General features: G+C 70.8%; 8 protein-coding genes (1 of these 8 only partly in view). 6 read left to right on the top strand and 2 right to left on the bottom strand.

From position 1 onward, the window contains the following. Positions 1-57: 57 nt before the first annotated feature. Both ACH49X_RS25970 and ACH49X_RS25965 read right to left on the bottom strand, forming a co-directional pair. Complete coding sequence (locus ACH49X_RS25970) at positions 58-819, bottom strand: ABC transporter ATP-binding protein (RefSeq protein ID WP_357206482.1); 762 nt, start codon at positions 817-819, stop codon at positions 58-60. 88 nt (positions 820-907) lie between these two features. Then, complete coding sequence (locus ACH49X_RS25965) at positions 908-1,954, bottom strand: ABC transporter permease (RefSeq protein ID WP_357206480.1); 1,047 nt, start codon at positions 1,952-1,954, stop codon at positions 908-910. Between the two features lie 130 nt (positions 1,955-2,084). On the opposite strand from ACH49X_RS25965, the gene ACH49X_RS25960 reads away from it, so the two are divergent. From ACH49X_RS25960 to ACH49X_RS25935, 6 genes are all read left to right on the top strand, one after another. After that, positions 2,085-3,434 carry a sensor histidine kinase gene (locus ACH49X_RS25960; protein WP_357206479.1) on the top strand — a complete coding sequence of 450 codons (1,350 nt, stop codon included), beginning with the start codon at positions 2,085-2,087 and terminating at the stop codon, positions 3,432-3,434. Next, positions 3,431-4,048 carry a response regulator gene (locus tag ACH49X_RS25955; RefSeq protein WP_195078319.1) on the top strand — a complete coding sequence of 206 codons (618 nt, stop codon included), beginning with the start codon at positions 3,431-3,433 and terminating at the stop codon, positions 4,046-4,048. Before ACH49X_RS25960 ends, ACH49X_RS25955 begins: the two co-directional genes overlap by 4 nt. A 135-nt stretch (positions 4,049-4,183) precedes the next feature. Then, positions 4,184-4,510, top strand: a complete 327-nt coding sequence (locus tag ACH49X_RS25950) for a zinc-ribbon domain-containing protein (RefSeq protein WP_195078320.1) — start codon at positions 4,184-4,186, stop codon at positions 4,508-4,510. Between the two features lie 184 nt (positions 4,511-4,694). Continuing rightward, the gene (locus tag ACH49X_RS25945; protein ID WP_195078321.1) at positions 4,695-5,120 is read left to right on the top strand and encodes a PPOX class F420-dependent oxidoreductase; all 426 of its coding nucleotides are present in this window, start codon (positions 4,695-4,697) and stop codon (positions 5,118-5,120) included. Positions 5,121-5,332: 212 nt separating this feature from the next. Continuing rightward, positions 5,333-6,100, top strand: coding sequence for a precorrin-4 C(11)-methyltransferase (gene cobM / locus ACH49X_RS25940; protein WP_357206477.1), 768 nt, complete (start codon positions 5,333-5,335; stop codon positions 6,098-6,100). A 700-nt stretch (positions 6,101-6,800) separates the two neighbouring features. Continuing rightward, positions 6,801-17,336, top strand: part of the annotated coding region (locus tag ACH49X_RS25935; RefSeq protein WP_397071076.1) for a non-ribosomal peptide synthase/polyketide synthase (this coding region is incomplete at its 3' end). Its footprint extends 24,791 nt past the window's final position; 10,536 of its 35,327 annotated nt are in view.

Raw genomic sequence — 17,336 nt, 5'->3', positions numbered from 1 at the left:
TCGGAATTCCGGTCGGAAATTAACTCCCGCCCGCCGATCACGTTGTAGCGGCGGCATTCACCCCACCGGTAAAACGCCGCGATCGGGGTCGAACGGCGGATTATCGGTCGGAGCGGTTTCGGGTGCGAGGCGCCCGTCGACCATGCGGTAGACGGCGTCCATCCGGTGTAGATGGGAGCGGTCATGGGTGACCAAGAGGGTGGCGGTCGCGTGGTCGCGGGCGACCGACAGGATCAGGTCGATCACCGCCGCGCCGCGTTCGGTGTCCAGTGCGCTGGTGGGTTCGTCGATCAGCAGCAGGGCCGGGTCGTTCATCAGGGCGCGGGCGATGTTCACTCGTTGGCGCTGGCCGCCGGACAGTTGTGCGGGGCGTTTGTTCCGCTGCTCGGCGAGCCCGACCGAGTCCAGCAGGGCCAGGGCGCGGGCGCGCGTCGTGCGGCGCTGCCGGCGTGACGTGGCGATTCGCTGCCCGAGGTGGGCCATCGCCTCGAGGTGCTCGACGGCGGTGAGCGCCGGGATCAGGTTCGGTTGCTGGAAGACCACGCCGATCGACGAGCGGCGCAGCGCCGCGGCTTCGCGACGGCTCGCGGTGGCTAGATCGACTGAGAAATAAGGCGTTTGAAGTCCGATCCGTCCGGCGTCCGGGCGGATCAGGGTGGCGGTCACGGCCAGCAGGCTGGATTTGCCCGAGCCGGAAGGGCCGGTGATGGCGGCGATCTCGCCGCCGGCGACCCGCAGATTCACTCGGTCCAGTGCGGTGAGGCGGCCCGCGCCGTCCGGGTAGGTGAGCGTTACGTCCGCGAGGGTGAGTGTGGTCATGGGCAACTCCGGTGGCGTGGGCGGGCAGGCGGCGCGGGTGCTCGCAGGGCGAGTGTTACGGCCGCGGTCGACGGTCGGACGGCGTAGTTCAGCGGTTCACACCGAGTGCGGTGAGTGGGTCGGCGGTGAACACGAAGCGCAGGGCGAATGCCGCGCCGAGCAGGCCGAGGAGGATGAGAGCGGCCGAAGGGAGCAGCGTGGTGGCCGGGCTCAGCACGAACGGCACCGCGTCGCCGAGCAACGCCGCCGTCGCGGTGGTGATCCCGAGGCCGGTCGCTATACCGGCCGCGAGCACGATCGCGGCTTGGCCGAGTGCGTCGCGCACGAGTGAGCCCGAAGTCGCCCCCAACGCTTTCAGAATGGCGATGTCGGGCATCCGCTGAATCGTCCACACGGTGAAGAACGCGCCGATCACAAGCGCCGACACGGCGAACAGCAGCACGGTCATCATGGTGAGCGAGCCGTTCTCGGCGCGGTAGGAGCCGATCGCCGAACGCGCTCCGGGCACGTCGGTGGTCCGGGTGTGCGCGGTGGCGTTCACCGCGTCCGGCTCGGTCGCGCCCGACACGGCGAGCACGGTGGCCGCGCCGGAACGAGGGTTGAGCGCTTGCCAATCCGCGAGCGTCATCCAGACCACGGGCGTGTGGCTGTACCAGTCGTCGCCGCGCACCGCCGACACGGTGAAGGCGCGTCCGCCGATCGCGACGGAATCACCCGGCACGGCACCGAGACCGGCGGCCGCGCCGGTACTGAGCAGCACCGTGCCCGCTTCGGTCGCCGAGTGATCGCCGAATGCAGTGTCCGTGCCGAACAGAGCGACCTGCGCGGGCGCGCGGCCGTCACCGGCCGCTTTGCCGCGGGCTATGCCGACCGGTGTCACGCCGTCGGCGGCGGCGCGCCAGGCCGCGAGCTGGTCCTCGGTCAGCACCGAGCCGTCGAACGAGGGAGCGCCGCCGGTGTCGGCGAAGACCACGGTGTCGCCGGGCATCGACTCGACGGCCGAGACGTTCTGATGCGCGAGCCCGGCCGTGAGCCCGCTGAGGAAGCTCACCAGCACCGCCACCAGCGTGACGACGAGTGTGATCAGTGCGAACCGGCCGCGGGCGGCGCGAAGGTCTCGGAGTGCGACGAACATGTTCCCACCTTCGCGCCGCGCCGGGGCGTCTCCATCGCGCCGGGGGAGGAAGTGCGGATGAGCGAAAGTCGGCGACAGTTTTCCACCTTTCGATGGATGCCCGTGCGATAGCGGTCCATAAGCTGGCACCGTGCACTCGTCCCCGCTGACCCCGGTTTTCACCACGTTGCGGCTCGGGCTGCACGTGCTGATGACCGGCTTGGCGGCGGTGGTCGGGGTGCGCGCGGTGCTGCCGGGGGCCGCGCATCCGGCGGCGACCGTGAGTCTCGCCGCGGCCTTCCTCGCGACCTACTTCGCGGGCGCCGCGTTCGCCGGAAAACGACGCGCGATCCCGGCGTGGCTCGGCGCGCTGACGGCGCTGTGGCTCGGGCTCGTCGTGCTCGCGCCCGACGCCGGCTACCTCGCGTTCGGCCTGTTCTTCCTGTACCTGCACTTGTTGCCGCGCGTGTGGAACCTCTGCGCCGTCGCCGCCGCGACCGCCGTTGCGGTAGTGGGCTTCGGCCTGCATCGGGGCTGGTCGGCGGCCGGTGTCGTCGGGCCGGTCATCGGTGCGGCCGTCGCCGTCGGCATCGGGCTCGGTTATCAGGCGTTGTTCCGCGAGGCCGCCGACCGGCAACGCCTGATCGACGAATTGCTCAGCACCAGAGCGGTATTGGCCGAACGGGAACGCACGGCGGGCAAGCTCGCCGAGCGGGAGCGGCTGGCCGCCGAGATCCACGACACGGTGGCGCAGGGGCTCAGCTCCATTCAACTGCTGCTGCACGCCGTCGAACAGGAAGCGCCGGATCACCCCGCGCTGCGACGGATCCGGCTGGCCAGAGAGGCGGCCGCGGAGAACCTCGCCGAGACCAGGCGCCTGGTCGCCGAACTGGCTCCCGTCGCGCTGGACGGGCAGTCGCTGGCCGATGCGCTGGAGCGGATCACCCAGCGCGCCGCACCGCCCGGTCTGGACGCCCGGTTCGCGGTGGAGGGTCGGCCGGAGCGGCTGCCCATGCCGATCGAGGCCGCGCTGGTCCGAATCGCGCAGGGCGCGGTCTCGAACGTGGTCCGGCACGCCGGTGCGAGCCGGATGCGCGTGACGCTCACCTACGCGGACGAGGCGATCCATCTCGACGTGGTCGACGACGGCGTGGGCATGGCTCCCGAACTGCTCCAGCGCAGCGCGTCGGGATCGTTCGGGCTGGCCGCCATGCGGTCGCGGGTACACGAGCAGGGCGGCGCCATGGCGGTCGAGTCCGAGCCGGGGCACACGGCGGTCACCGTGTCGTTCCCGCTCGACACGGTCCCGGCGGGCGAACGCGGCGCGGTGCCGCCCGGCTTGGCGCAGCCGCCGCGCACGGAACCGGCCGCCTGGACGGAATCGGCTGCGCCGAACCCCGGCGGGCCGGTCTCCGGCAATCACGGTAGATCCGAATCCGCTGCCGACCAGGGCAGGGCGGACACGCAGCCGCGCGACCTGGGCACGGAGGAGCAGGAGTGATCCGCCTGCTGCTCGCCGATGACCACGCGATCGTCCGCGCCGGGTTGCGCGCACTGCTGGATGTCGCCGACGACATCACCGTCGTGGGTGCGGCGGCCACCGCGGAAGCCGCCGTCGCGTTCTGCGCGACCACGCCGGTCGATCTCGTGCTGATGGACCTGAGTTTCGGGTCGGGCCGGTCGGGAGTCGAGGCGACCGCGCGGCTGCGTGAACTGGCGATGCCGCCGAACGTCCTCGTGGTGACCAACTACGACACCGACGCCGACATCCTCGGCGCCGTCGAGGCGGGCGCGTGCGGTTACATCCTCAAGGACACGCCGCCCGCCGAACTGCTGGCCGCGGTCCGGGCGGCCGCGGCGGGGGACAGCGTGCTCTCGCCCGCGGTGGCCTCCAAGCTCATGACCAGGGTTCGCCGCGCCGACACCACACTGAGCAGGCGCGAGATCGAGGTTTTGCGGCTGGTCTCCGACGGACGCTCCAACCGCGAGATCGCCAGACAGCTGTTCCTCAGCGAGACCACCGTCAAGTCCCACCTGGTGCATATATACGGAAAACTCGGCGTGCGCTCGCGCACCTCCGCGGTGGCGCGGGCCCGTGAGCGCGGCATGCTGTGAGGCCGAGCGCGACCGAGTTCGCCATGCCACCGTTCGGGCGGATCGCCGCGCGAAGAGGTCATCACTCGGCCACTCGTCGCGTGCCCGATCAACTACTGTGACCGGCATCGGATTCTCTATCTCTGGGGGTTTCAGATGCTGATCTGGGGCTGGCAGAAGCGTGTCCACACGCTCGCCATGATCACCTTGATCTGCGGTCGCTGCGGCAATCCCGCCGCACACGCGCTGCGCAAACTCGTCACCAAGTTCACGCTCTTCTTCATCCCGCTTTTCCCGATCAGCACCAAGCACCACTTGGATTGCACCTGGTGCGGCGCGTCGTCGCCGATCGCAGGACCGCAGGTCGCCGACCTGCTCGCCCGCGCAGGCGCCGAGAACGCCCAGTACCAGCACCCCGCTCCGGGCGCGCAGTGGCCCCAGCCGCCGGCCCCCAACCCGACCGACACCAATTGGCAGCGCTGACCCGGCGTACGCGCGACACCGAGGCATCCCGCGCATCGACCGCCAGGCTTCGCCTACGGGCCCTTACCGCGTCGAGGCAGCTCATCCGCGGTCCGCGGCGGATCGAACGACCCCCCATCAGCCGAACGGTGCCGATCTGATCAACCGTGCCGAGCGATCGCGAAGCGACACCTAGGGTGAGCGGATGGCTTCTCTTTCCGATCCCGAAGTGCGCGAGTTTCTCACCCACGGCACCCGCACCGGCAAGGTGGCGTTCGTGGCCGCCGACGGCACGCCGATGGTGACGCCGGTGTGGTTCGTCGTCGAGGGGGACGACCTGGTCTTCAACACCGGCAAGTCCACCGTGAAGGGCAAGGCGTTCGCCAGGGACGGGCGCGTCGCGGTGTGTGTCGACCTGGAAGAGCCGCCCTACGCGTCGGTCCAGCTGCGGGGCACGGTCACCCTCTCGGAAGACCCGGACGAACTGCTGCGCACCGCCACCGAGATCGGCGGCCGCTACATGGGTGCCGACCGCGCCGAGGAATTCGGCAAGCGCAACGGCGTGCCGGGCGAACTCGTCGTCCGCCTCCGCCCGGACAAGGTGATCGCCCACTTCGACGCCACCGCCTGACCGGCGCGTCCGCGCGCCGCTCGATTGCCGGGCCTCCTGAGCGCTGACGCGCTGGAACGGGGTGGGGCGAGAAGATCGACTGGGCTGCGGGTGAGACCGCCGCGCCCACCGGACATCGGCTTCCGGTGTTCCCGCCGCTCCGGAGGGATCGGGCGCACTCCGGCGCTCGGTCGCCGAAGGAGCGATGCCCGGTGGTCAATACACTCGCGCCCATGACCGTGCACTTCATCGGGGCCGGGCCGGGCGCGGCCGATTTGTTGACGGTGCGCGCGGTCGAGTTGCTGCGCGCGTCGCCGGTGTGCCTGTACGCGGGGACGTATCTGGATCCGGACGTGCTGGCGTACTGCGCGCCGGACGCAGAGCTGGTGGATACCCAGCACTTGGACCTCGACCAGATCACCGAGCATCTGCTGCGGGCGCACCGGGACGGCCGGGACGCGGCCCGCCTGTGCTCGGGCGACCCGTCGCTGTATTCGGCGCTGACCGAGCAGACCCGCAGGCTGGACGCGCTCGGGGTTCCTTGGGACGTCACACCGGGCGTGCCCGCCTATGCCGCCGCGGCGGCGGTGCTCGGCGCGGAGCTGACGGTGCCGGAGCTGGTCCAGTCGGTCGTGCTGACCCGCGCGCAGGCCCGCTCCACCGCGATGCCCGAGTCCGAAGCGCTGGCGAACTTCGCCGCCACCGGCGCCACGCTCGCGCTGCACCTGGCTATCACCCGCATCCGCGTCTTGGCCGCCGAACTGGCCGCCGATTACGGGCCGGACTGCCCGGTCGCCGTCGTCTACCGGGCCAGCCAGCCCGAGCAGCTGATACTGCGCGGCACCCTGAACGACATCGCCGACCAGGTCGAGGCCGCCGGACTGCGGCAGGCCGCGGTGATCCTGGTGGGCCGCGCGCTCACGCCCGCGGTGTCGTGCGCGCAGTCCCACCTCTACGACCCGGCGCGCGTGCGTGGGCCGGCGGGCGCATCGCGCGATTAGTCGTGGCGGCCGCCCATCTGCCCTGGTCGGCGGGCAGCAGTCGGCGGGGCAGTGCGGTCGGAGCAGTGCGGTCGGCGGGGCAGTGCGGTCGGAGCAGTGCGGTCGGCGGGGCAGTGCGGTCGGAGCAGTGCGGTCGGCGGGGCAGTGCGGTCGGAGTAGTGCGGTCGGCGGGCAGGGCGGACAGCGTGGTCGGTGGGCAGGGGGTCGTCGCGGGATCGGCTGGGTAGGCGTGGCTCGGGAACCCAGGCGGCGGCGCGCGGCGATCTTGGTCCACGTGCCCCCGTCCGGTGACGGCAGCTGCCGTAGGCGCCCGCCTTCCTCGGCGCGAAGGTGCCGGTTTGATACGCGGGTGACTCATGTGAGAACCGCAACATCCTCCTGGCAAACCTTTTCCAGGGCGATAACCAGCACTGATGTTTATCGGCTATGACCGTTGGTTGGTTGCCCGCCGGGGGCGACGGTAGATTGATCCGGTGATTCGCAAAGAAGGTCCCGGCGGAGCCGGTCGGTGGGTTCTGGGCGCGGTCGAGCCCATGTAACGAGCCCGGCCGGTTGGACAGATAGTTCAAATGAACATTTTTTGCCTGATTTGATGTGAGAACTGAACCTGGAGACGCAGGCGCCACGCTCGGATAGGTGGGCGCCCTCTCCGGGTGTGGTCGGGGAGCGCTTGCGTGGTGTTCCGGAAGCGAGGTTACGGTTGGACCGGCTGGATTTCGGCGGAAACGGCGAAACTGGTGGCGAACGGACGGACGCTGGTGCAGGGGTTGACCCCGGCTTGTCCGGCGCTTTCCCGTTGTCCCCTGCTCAGCTGGGTATCTGGTACGCGCAGCATGTCGACCCGCAGGTGCCGGTCAACATCGCGCAGTACGTCGACCTGCGCGGGGAGCTGGACGTCGAGCTGCTCAACCGGGCCAGCATCGACGCCTCGCACGAGCTGGGTTCGGGTTTCCTGCGGATCGTCGAGCGTGACGGCGAGCCGTTGCAGTTCGTCGACCACTCGATCGCCGACTACGACCGGGTCGAGTACGTCGATCTGCGCGCGGAGGCCGATCCGGAGGCCGCCGCGCTGGCGTGGATGCGCGCGGAATACAGCCGCCCGCTCGATCTGACCACCGACCGCCTGATCAAGGCGGCCGCGCTGCAACTGGCCGACGATCACTGGTACTGGTACAGCCGCTCGCACCACATCGCGCTCGACGGCTTCGGCGCCATGACGAACGTCAACCGGATCGCCGAGCTGTACACCGCGTACGCCGAGGGCGTCGAGCCCGCGCCGTCGAAGGCGACGGACCTGCGCACGCTGTTCGAGCAGGAGATCGCCTACCGGGAGAGCTCGCGCTTCACCTCCGACAAGGAGTACTGGGCCCAGCGGGTGGCGGGGCTGGAGGAAGGCACCAGCCTGACCGGCCGCTCCGCGCCGCCCGCGGCGATCAACGGCATCGCCAGCGCGGCGCTGTCGGACGAGCAGAACGCCGCGCTGGACGCGGCGGTCGCGCGACACGATTCCTCGCCCGCCGGGCTGCTGCTGGCCGGCTTCGCGGCGTATCTGGCGCAGTGGAACGGCGTCGAGGACGTCATCCTGAGCCTGCCGGTGACCGCGCGCACCACCGCGGCGATGCGCCGCTCGGGTGGCGCGTCGTCGAACATCGTGCCGCTGCGGTTGCGCGTCGGCCACGACACGACGGTGGCTGAGCTGCTCAAGCAGGTGCAGGTCGAGGTGTCCGGCGCGCTGCGGCACCAGCGCTACCGGCACGAGGACATCCGCCGCGACGCGGCCGGTGACGGCGTGGTGACCACGGAGTTCTTCGGTCCGTGGGTCAACATCATGCTGTTCCACGACGAGATCGCGCTCGGCTCGGTGGTCGGCCAGATGCACGTGCTGTCCACCGGCAGCATCGAGGATCTGGGCGTCAACTTCTACCAGTCGGTCGCGGGCACCCGCTCGCACATCGATTTCGAGACCAACCCCAACCTCTACACCGAGGACGAGGCGCGTCGTCACCACGGCCGCTTCCTGGAGTTCTTCGATCGCTTCCTCGCCGCGGAAGCGGACGCCACGGTATGGGCGCTTCCGGTCACCACCGCCGACGAGCGCGAGCGGACGCTGCTGGAGTGGAACGACTCCGAGCGGGATGTCCCGGACACCACGCTCGCCGCGCTGCTGGACGTGCAGATGGCGCTGACCCCGGACAACGTCGCGCTCGATTTCGAGGGCGCCACGCTCACCTACGCGGAGTTCGACGCGCGGGTCAACCGGCTGGCCCGCTTCCTGATCGCCGACGGCGTCGGCCCCGAGTCGCTGGTCGCGCTGGGCATGCGCCGTTCGCTGGAACTGGTGATCGGCATGCACGCCGTGCTGAAGGCCGGTGGCGCGTACGTGCCGATCGATCCGGACCATCCGGCCGAGCGCACCGCCTACATCCTCGACAGCGCCGCGCCGGTGTGCGTGCTGACGCTGTCGGCCGACGAGCTGGAGCTGCCGGATTCGGTGCGACGGGTGGAGATCGACACCCTGGACACCTCGGCGTACTCCGCCGACCCGGTGACCGACGCCGACCGCCTCGCGCCGTTGCGCCCGGACAACACCGCCTACGTCATCTACACCTCGGGTTCGACCGGTCGCCCCAAGGGCGTCGCGGTCACCCATCACGCGATCGTCAACCAGCAGCTGTGGATGCTCGACGAGTACCGGCTGACCGCGGCGGACGTGTATCTGCAGAAGACCGCGACCACGTTCGACGTGTCGCTGTGGGGCTACTTCCTGCCGTTGCTGGTGGGCGCGAAGCTGGTCATCGCCTCGCCCGACGGGCACCGCGACCCGCTGTACGTGGCGGAGATGATCCAGCGGCACGGGGTGACCGTCACCGACTTCGTCCCGTCCATGCTCACGGTGTTCGTCGCGCACGCCACGCGGGCCCAATGCGCCACGCTGCGGGCGGTTTTCGTGATCGGCGAGGCGTTGCCGCCGGAGACCGCGGCTGGTTTCCGCGCGATCACCGACGCGGGGCTGCACAACCTGTACGGCCCGACCGAGGCCGCGGTCTCGGTGACCTACTGGGAGGCGACGGCCGCCGACACGGTGACCGTGCCGATCGGTATCCCGGAGTGGAACGTCCAGGTCTACGTGCTGGATTCGCGGCTGCGCCCGGCCGCGATCGGCGCGCCGGGCGAACTGTACCTCGGCGGGCGTCAGCTCGCGCGGGGTTACCGCGGCCGTCCCGACCTGACTTCCGACCGCTTCGTCGCGAACCCGCTGTCGACCACCGGTGAGCGGATGTACCGCACCGGCGACCTCGTGCGCTGGAACGAGGCGGGCACGCTGGAATACATCGGCCGCACCGACTTCCAGGTGAAGTTCCGCGGCCAGCGCATCGAGCTCGGTGAGATCGAGACCGATCTGCTCGCCCATCCCGCGGTCAGCCAGGCCGTGGTGCTGGTGGTGGACACCGCGACCGGTCAGCAGTTGGTGGCCTACGTCGTGCCCGCTCCCGGCCATACCGTCGAGCCGGTCGAGCTGACCAGGTTCGCCGCCGAGCAGCTGCCCAGCTACATGGTGCCCGCATCGATCATGGTGCTGGACGCCTTCCCGCTCAACACCAGCGGCAAGCTGGACCGCAAGGCCCTGCCGGAGCCGGTGTTCAGCGCCGACGCCGGTGACTTCCGCGCGCCGCGCACCCAGGCCGAGCAGATCGTGGCGGGCATCTTCGCCGACGTGCTCAGCCAGGACCGCATCGGCATCGACGACAACTTCTTCGACCTCGGCGGCAACTCGCTGGTCGCCACCCAGGTGGTGGCGCGCATCGGCGCCGCGTTCGGCACCCAGATCGGGGTGCGCGCGCTGTTCGAGACCCCGACCGTCGCCGGTATCGCCGCGCGCGCCGAGAACGCCGCTCCCGTGGGCGAATCGCGTCCGCCGCTGGTGGCCCAGCAGTTGCCGGAGCGGGTGCCGCTGTCGCTGGCGCAGCAGCGCATGTGGTTCATCAACCAGTTCGACCCGACCGTGCCGACCTACAACCTGCCGTTCGTGGTGCGGTTGCGCGGCCAGGTGGACTTGGACGCGTTGCAGTCGGCGCTGCTGGACGTGGTGGAGCGACAGCAGTCGCTGCGCACGGTCTTCCCCGAGTCCGGCGACGGCGGCTACCAGCAGGTGCTGCCGGTGGATCAGGTCGATCTCGGCATCGAGGTGCAGCCGATCGACGAGGCCGAACTGCACGGCGCGCTGGCCGAATTCGCCGCGCGCGGGTTCGACGTCTCGCGCGAGCTGCCGATCCGGGTGCGGGTCTTCGCGGTCACCGGCGGGCGCGGCAACGGCGCGGCCGACTACGCGGTGGCGTTCGTGGTGCACCACATCGCGGCCGACGGCTTCTCCTTCGGACCGCTCGCGCGCGACGTGGCCGCCGCCTACCTGTCCCGCGCCGCGGGCGAGGCGCCGAGCTGGGCGCCGCTGCCGGTGCAGTACCAGGACTTCAGCGTCTGGCAGCGCGAACTGCTCGGCGCGGAATCCGATCCCGCGTCCATGGCGGCGCGCGAGATCGCCTACTGGCGCAGGGCGCTGGCGGGCCTGCCGGATCAGCTCGACCTGCCCGCGGACCGCCCGCGTCCGCCGGTGCAGAGCTTCCACGGCAGCCGGGTGAGCTTCGACATCGACGCCGAGCTGCACCGGCGGCTGGTCGCGCTGGCCCGCGCGCAGGGCGTCAGCCTGTTCATGGTCATGCACGCCTCGCTGGCCGTGCTGCTGGCCCGGTTGTCCGGCACCAGCGACATCGCGATCGGCACGCCGGTGGCCGGGCGCGGCGAGCAGGCGCTCGACGACCTGATCGGCATGTTCGTCAACACCCTCGTGCTGCGCTCGGAGGTGGACGGCAGCGAGTCGTTCGCCGAATTCCTCGGCCGCACCAGGGAAACCGACCTCGCCGCGTTCGCGTTCGCGGACGTGCCGTTCGAGCGGCTGGTCGAGGTGCTCAACCCGACCCGCTCGCAGGCGCGCCACCCGCTGTTCCAGGTGATGCTGTCGTTCCAGGAGATGTCGCACGCGACGCTGGAACTGCCCGGTCTCTCGGTCACCGCCGACGAGCTCGAGGTGGACATCGCCAAATTCGACCTGCAGTGGACGGTCACCGAGGAGCGCGGCGCGAACGGCGAGCCCGCGGGCATGGGCGCGGTCATCTCTTTCGCCACCGACCTGTTCGACGCGCCCACCGTCGCCGAATTCGGCCGGCGCTACCTGCGTGTACTGGAAGCCGCGGTCGCCGCGCCGGGAACCACGGTGCGTGACATCGAGATCCTCGACGAGGCCGAGCGCGCCCGGGTGCTGACCGAGTGGAACCACACTCGCCACGACGTGCCCGCCGCCACCGTGCTCGACCTGTTCGAAGAGCAGGTGCGGGGCAGGCCGGACGATCCGGCCGTGGTGTTCGACGGCGGCTCGCGCGGCGCGGAGGAGTTCGGCGCGCCGGTCGAGCTGACCTACGCCGAGTTCGCCGCGCGGGTGAACAGCCTGGCGCGCAAGCTGATCGAAGCGGGCGTCGGCCCGGAGACGTTGGTCGCCGTCGGCATCCGCCGCTCGGTGGACATGCTGGTGGCGATCTACGCCACGCTGACCGCGGGCGGCGGCTACGTGCCGATCGACCCCGACCACCCGGCCGAGCGCACCGAGTACGTGCTCGACAGTTCCTCGCCGGTGTGCGTGCTCACCACCACCGCCGACAACGTCACCGCCGCGGACATCCCGGTGCTGACGCTGGACACCCTCGACCTGAGCGGGTTCGACGAGGGCCCGGTCACCGACGCGGAGCGCCGCGCCCCGCTGCGCCCGGCGAACACCGCGTACGTGCTCTACACCTCCGGTTCCACCGGCCGCCCCAAGGGCGTCGCGGTCAGCCACGCGTCGGTGGTCAACCAGATCGCCTGGATCACCGCCGAATACCGGATCGGCCCGGCCGATGTGATCCTGCAGAAGACGCCGGTCACCTTCGACGTGTCGGTGTGGGAGCTGTTCGGCACGCTCGCCGTCGGCGCCCGCATGCTGATCGCCGCGCCGGACGGTCATCGCGACCCGATCTACCTGTCGGAGATCATCGGACGGCACCGGGTCACCATGACCTCGTTCGTGCCGTCCATGCTCTCGGTGTTCGCGGGGGCCGCGGACACCGCCGAATGCGCTTCGCTGCGTGCGGTTCTGGTCGCCGGTGAGGCGCTGCCGCCCGCGACCGTCACCGCGTTCCGGCAGTTCTCCACCGCCGCGGTGCACAACCTGTACGGTCCGACCGAGTTCACCGTGCACGCCACCGCCTGGCACCTCAACGAGGTCGCGCCGACGTCGGTGCCGATCGGCCGCCCGGTGTGGAACGCGCAGACCTACGTGCTCGACGAGGGCCTTGCTCCGGTGCCGGTCGGCGTGCCCGGCGAGTTGTACCTCGGCGGCGTGCAGACCGCCCGCGGTTACCACGGCCGCGCCGACCTGTCCGCGGAACGCTTCGTCGCCGACCCGTTCGGCCCGCCCGGCTCCCGCCTGTACCGCACCGGCGACCTGGTGCGCTGGGTGCGGCCGCGCGATCCCGAAGTGGGCAGCGCCGGTGTGCTGGAGTACATCGGCCGCACCGACTTCCAGGTGAAATTCCGCGGTCAGCGCATCGAGCTCGGCGAGATCGAGACCGCCCTGCTCGACCACCCGGCCGTCACCCAGGCCGTGGTGCTGGTCATGGAGACCGTCGCGGGTGATCAGCTGGTCGCCTACGTGGTGAGCACCGGCGGCCCGGTCGACATCGACAACATCAAGAACGCCCTGCACCGCACGCTGCCCGCGTACATGGTGCCCTCGGCCATCGTGGTGCTCGAGGCGTTCCCGCTGAACGCCTCCGGCAAGCTGGACCGCAAGGCGCTGCCCGCGCCGGTGTTCGAGGTGCGCGAATTCCGCGCGCCCACCACGCCGATCGAGGAGATCGTCGCGCAGATCTTCGGCGAGGTGCTCGGCATCTCCCGCGTCGGCGTCGACGACGACTTCTTCGAGCTGGGCGGCAACTCGCTGATCGCCACCCAGGTGGCCTCCCGCCTCGGCATCGCGCTGGACACCAGGGTGCCGGTGCGCATGCTGTTCGAGGCGTCCACGGTCGAGGCGCTGGCCGCGCGGGTGGAGTCGCACGCCGGTGACGGCGCGCGCAAGGCGCTGGTCGCCAGGCAGCGCCCGGAGCAGGTGCCGCTGTCGCTGGCGCAGCAGCGCATGTGGTTCCTCAACCGGTTCGACACCTCGTCGGCGGTCAACAACATCCCGGTCGCGATCCGGTTGTCCGGCGATCTGGACATCGCCGCGTTGCAGGTCGCGGTCATCGACGTGATCGACAGGCACGAGTCGCTGCGGACGGTGTTCCCGGAGACCAAGACCGGCCCGGTGCAGGTGGTGCTGGACGCGGCGCAGATCGTGCCGGACCTGACCCCGGTGCCGGTGACCGAGCACAACCTGATCGATCACCTGGTCGAGCTGGCGTCGATGGCGTTCGACGTGACCAGCGAAGTGCCGCTGCACGCGCGGCTGTTCGAGATCAGCGAGACCGAGTACGTGCTCGGCATGGTGGTGCACCACATCTCGGCCGACGGCTGGTCGATGGGCCCGCTGGCCCGCGACGTGATGGTGGCCTACGCCGCGCGCACGTCGTGGGAGGCGCCCGCCTGGTCGGCGCTGCCGGTGCAGTACGCCGACTACGCGCTGTGGCAGCGCGAGGTGCTCGGCTCCGAGGACGACCCGAGTTCGCTGATCTCCAACCAGATCCGGTACTGGACGCGCGAACTGGCCGACCTGCCCGACGAATTGACGCTGCCGTCGGATCGGCCGCGCCCCGCCGTGGCGTCCTACCGCGGCGGCACCTACCCGTTCGTGATCTCCGGCGAGACCCAGCGCGCGCTGATCGAGCTGGGCCGCAAGCACAACGCCTCGCTGTTCATGGTGCTGCACAGCGCGCTGGCGGTGCTGCTGGCGCGCGCGAGCGGCACCAGCGACATCGCGATCGGCACCCCGGTCGCCGGTCGCGGTGAAGCCGCGCTGGACGACCTGATCGGCATGTTCGTCAACACCCTGGTGCTGCGCACCGAGGTGGACGGCGCGATGAGCTTCGCCGACCTGCTCGCCCGCGCCCGCGAGACCGACCTGCACGCGTTCGCGCACGCCGACGTGCCGTTCGAGCGTCTGGTCGAGGTGCTCAACCCGGCGCGCTCGCAGGCGCGCCACCCGCTGTTCCAGGTCATGCTGACCTTCCAGAACACCAGGCAGGCCAGCCTGGAGCTGCCCGGTCTCTCCGTCAACGGCATCGACTACGACGCGCGGCTGGCCAAGTTCGACCTGCAGCTGACGCTGTCGGAGACCCAGGACGAGCAAGGCGATTCGGCGGGCATGTCGGCCGAGTTCTCCTACGCCCTCGATCTTTTCGACGAGCCCACCGTCGCGGCGTTCGCCCGGCGCCTCGACCGCATCCTCGCGGCCGTGACCGCCGACCCGGACGTCCCGATCGGCGACATCGAGTTGCTGGCGTCCGAGGAACGCGCTCGGGTGCTGGTCGATTGGAACGACACCGGACACCCGGTGGATCAGGTCGCGACGCTGGTCTCGCTGTTCGACGCGCAGGCGGCGGCGACGCCGGACGCGATCGCGCTGGACTTCGAGGGCGAGCGGCTGACCTACCGTCAGTTCCAGGAGCGGGCCAACCGCATCGCCCGCCAGCTCATCGGCGCGGGCGTCGGCCCGGAATCGCTGGTGGCGCTGGCGCTGCGGCGTTCCACCGAACTGGTGGTCGCGATGTACGCGGTGGTGCAGACCGGCGCGGCCTATGTGCCGCTGGACCCGGACCAGCCCGCCGAGCGGATCAACTACATCATCGAGACCGCGCGCCCGCGGATGATCCTGTACCGCTCGGCGGACGGATTCGGCCTCGACCCGCAGCCGGAAGTGACCGCGCTGTCGGTGGAGGGCATCGAGGGCGTGCCCGGGTTCGCCGAGACCAGCGGCGCGCCGATCACCGACGCCGAGCGCACGCGCCCGCTGCGGCCGGAGAACACCGCGTACGTGATCTTCACCTCCGGTTCCACCGGTCGTCCGAAGGGCGTGGCGGTCAGCCACGCCGCGATCGTGAACCGGCTGCTGTGGATGCAGCACGAGTATCCGATCGGCCGCGACGACGCGGTGCTGCAGAAGACGCCCGCCACGTTCGACGTGTCGGTGTGGGAGTTCTTCTGGCCGTTGCAGACCGGCGCAAGGCTGGTCGTCGCGCGCCCGGACGGTCACCGCGACCCGGTGTACCTGTCCCAGATCATCGCCGAGAAGCAGATCACCACGGCGCATTTCGTGCCGTCCATGCTGTCGGTGTTCGTCTCCACGCTGGGCAACGAGAACGGCGACGGACTGCCGTCGCCGCGGCTGCGGCAGGTCTTCGCCTCCGGCGAGGCGCTGCCCGCGCAGACCGCGCAGCGTTTGCGCGAGCTGACCGGCGCGCGCCTGCACAACTTGTACGGCCCGACCGAGGCCGCCGTCGACGTGACCTATCACGAGGCGACGGACGCCGACACGGTGTCGGTGCCGATCGGACGCCCGGTGTGGAACACCCGCGTCTTCGTGCTCGACAGCCGCCTGCACCCGGTCGCGCCGGGTGTCGCGGGTGAGCTGTATCTCGCGGGCGAACAGCTGGCGCTGGGCTACCTCGGCCGCACCGACCTGACCGCCGACCGGTTCGTGGCCAACCCCTACGGCGCGCCGGGCGAGCGGATGTACCGCACCGGCGACCTGGTGGCCTGGACGCCGCACGGCGAGCTGGACTACCTGGGCCGCACCGACTTCCAGGTGAAGCTGCGCGGTCTGCGCATCGAGCTGGGCGAGATCGAGGCCGCGCTGCTGGCGCAGCCCGGGATCGCGCAGGCGGTGGTCGTGCTGCGCTCCGACGCGCACGCCGGCGACCAGCTGGTGGGTTACCTGGTCTGCGAACCGTATGTGGCCGTCGACATCGACGAGGTGAAGACCGCGCTGGCCGGGGCGCTGCCCGGCTACATGGTCCCGGCCGCGCTGGTCGTGCTGGACGCCTTCCCGGTCAACGCCTCCGGCAAGCTGGATCGCAAGGCGCTGCCCGCGCCGGTGTTCGAGGCCAGGGTGTTCCGCGCGCCGTCGACTCCGATCGAGGAGATCGTCGCGGAGATCTTCGCCGACCTGCTCGGCGTGCCGCGCGTCGGCGTGGACGACGACTTCTTCGAGCTCGGCGGCAACTCGCTGGTCGCAACGCAGGTGGTCGCCCGGGTCAGCGCCGCGCTGAACACCGAGGTCGGCGTGCGTGTGCTGTTCGAGGCGCCGACCGTCGGCGCGCTCGCCGCGCGGATCGAGTCGCACGCGGGAAGCGGTGCGCGCCAGGCGCTCACGGCACAGGTGCGTCCCGAGCACCCGCCGCTGTCGCTGGCGCAGCAGCGCATGTGGTTCCTCAACCGCTTCGACGCCGACTCCGCCGCGAACAACATCCCGGCCGCGGTGCGGCTGGAAGGCGCGCTGGATCTGGACGCGCTGCGCGGAGCGATCGCCGACGTGGTCGGCCGCCACGAATCGCTGCGGACCATCTACCCGTCCCGCGACGGTGTGGCCTACCAGCGCGTGCTGAACGCCACCAGGGCGATCCCCGAACTCGACGTGGTCGAGGTGGCCGAGGGCCAATTGCTGGGCGTGCTCTACGAGTTCGTCGAGCGCGGTTTCGACGTGACCACCCAGCCGCCGGTGCGCCTGCGCGCCTACCGGCTCGCCCCCGACGACTACGTGCTGGTCGTCGTGGTGCACCACATCGCCGCGGACGGCTTCTCCATGCGTCCGCTGGTCCGCGACCTGATGACCGCCTACGTGGCGCGCACCTCCGCGGCCGAGCCCGGCTGGCCGCCGCTGGCGGTGCAGTACGTGGACTTCGCGCTGTGGCAGCGCGACACGCTCGGCTCCGAGGAGGACCCGACCTCGCTGATCTCCGAGCAGCTCGACTACTGGCGCGAAACGCTGGCCGGACTGCCCGACGAACTGCGCCTGGCCGGTCGCCCGCGCCCCGCGGTCGCCTCCTACGGTGCGGGCACCTACCGGTTCCGCGTGCCGGGCGAGCTGATCGAGGACCTGAACCGGGTCGCGCAGACGCACGGCAGCACGCTGTTCATGGTGGTGCACGGCGCGTTCGCCGCCCTGCTGGCGCGGTTGAGCGGCTCCGAGGACATCGCCATCGGCATCCCGGTCGCC

This window comes from Nocardia sp. NPDC019323 (assembly GCF_044389845.1).
GTDB lineage: Bacteria > Actinomycetota > Actinomycetes > Mycobacteriales > Mycobacteriaceae > Nocardia > Nocardia implantans.
This window is presented reverse-complemented; position numbering and strand designations above follow the sequence as displayed.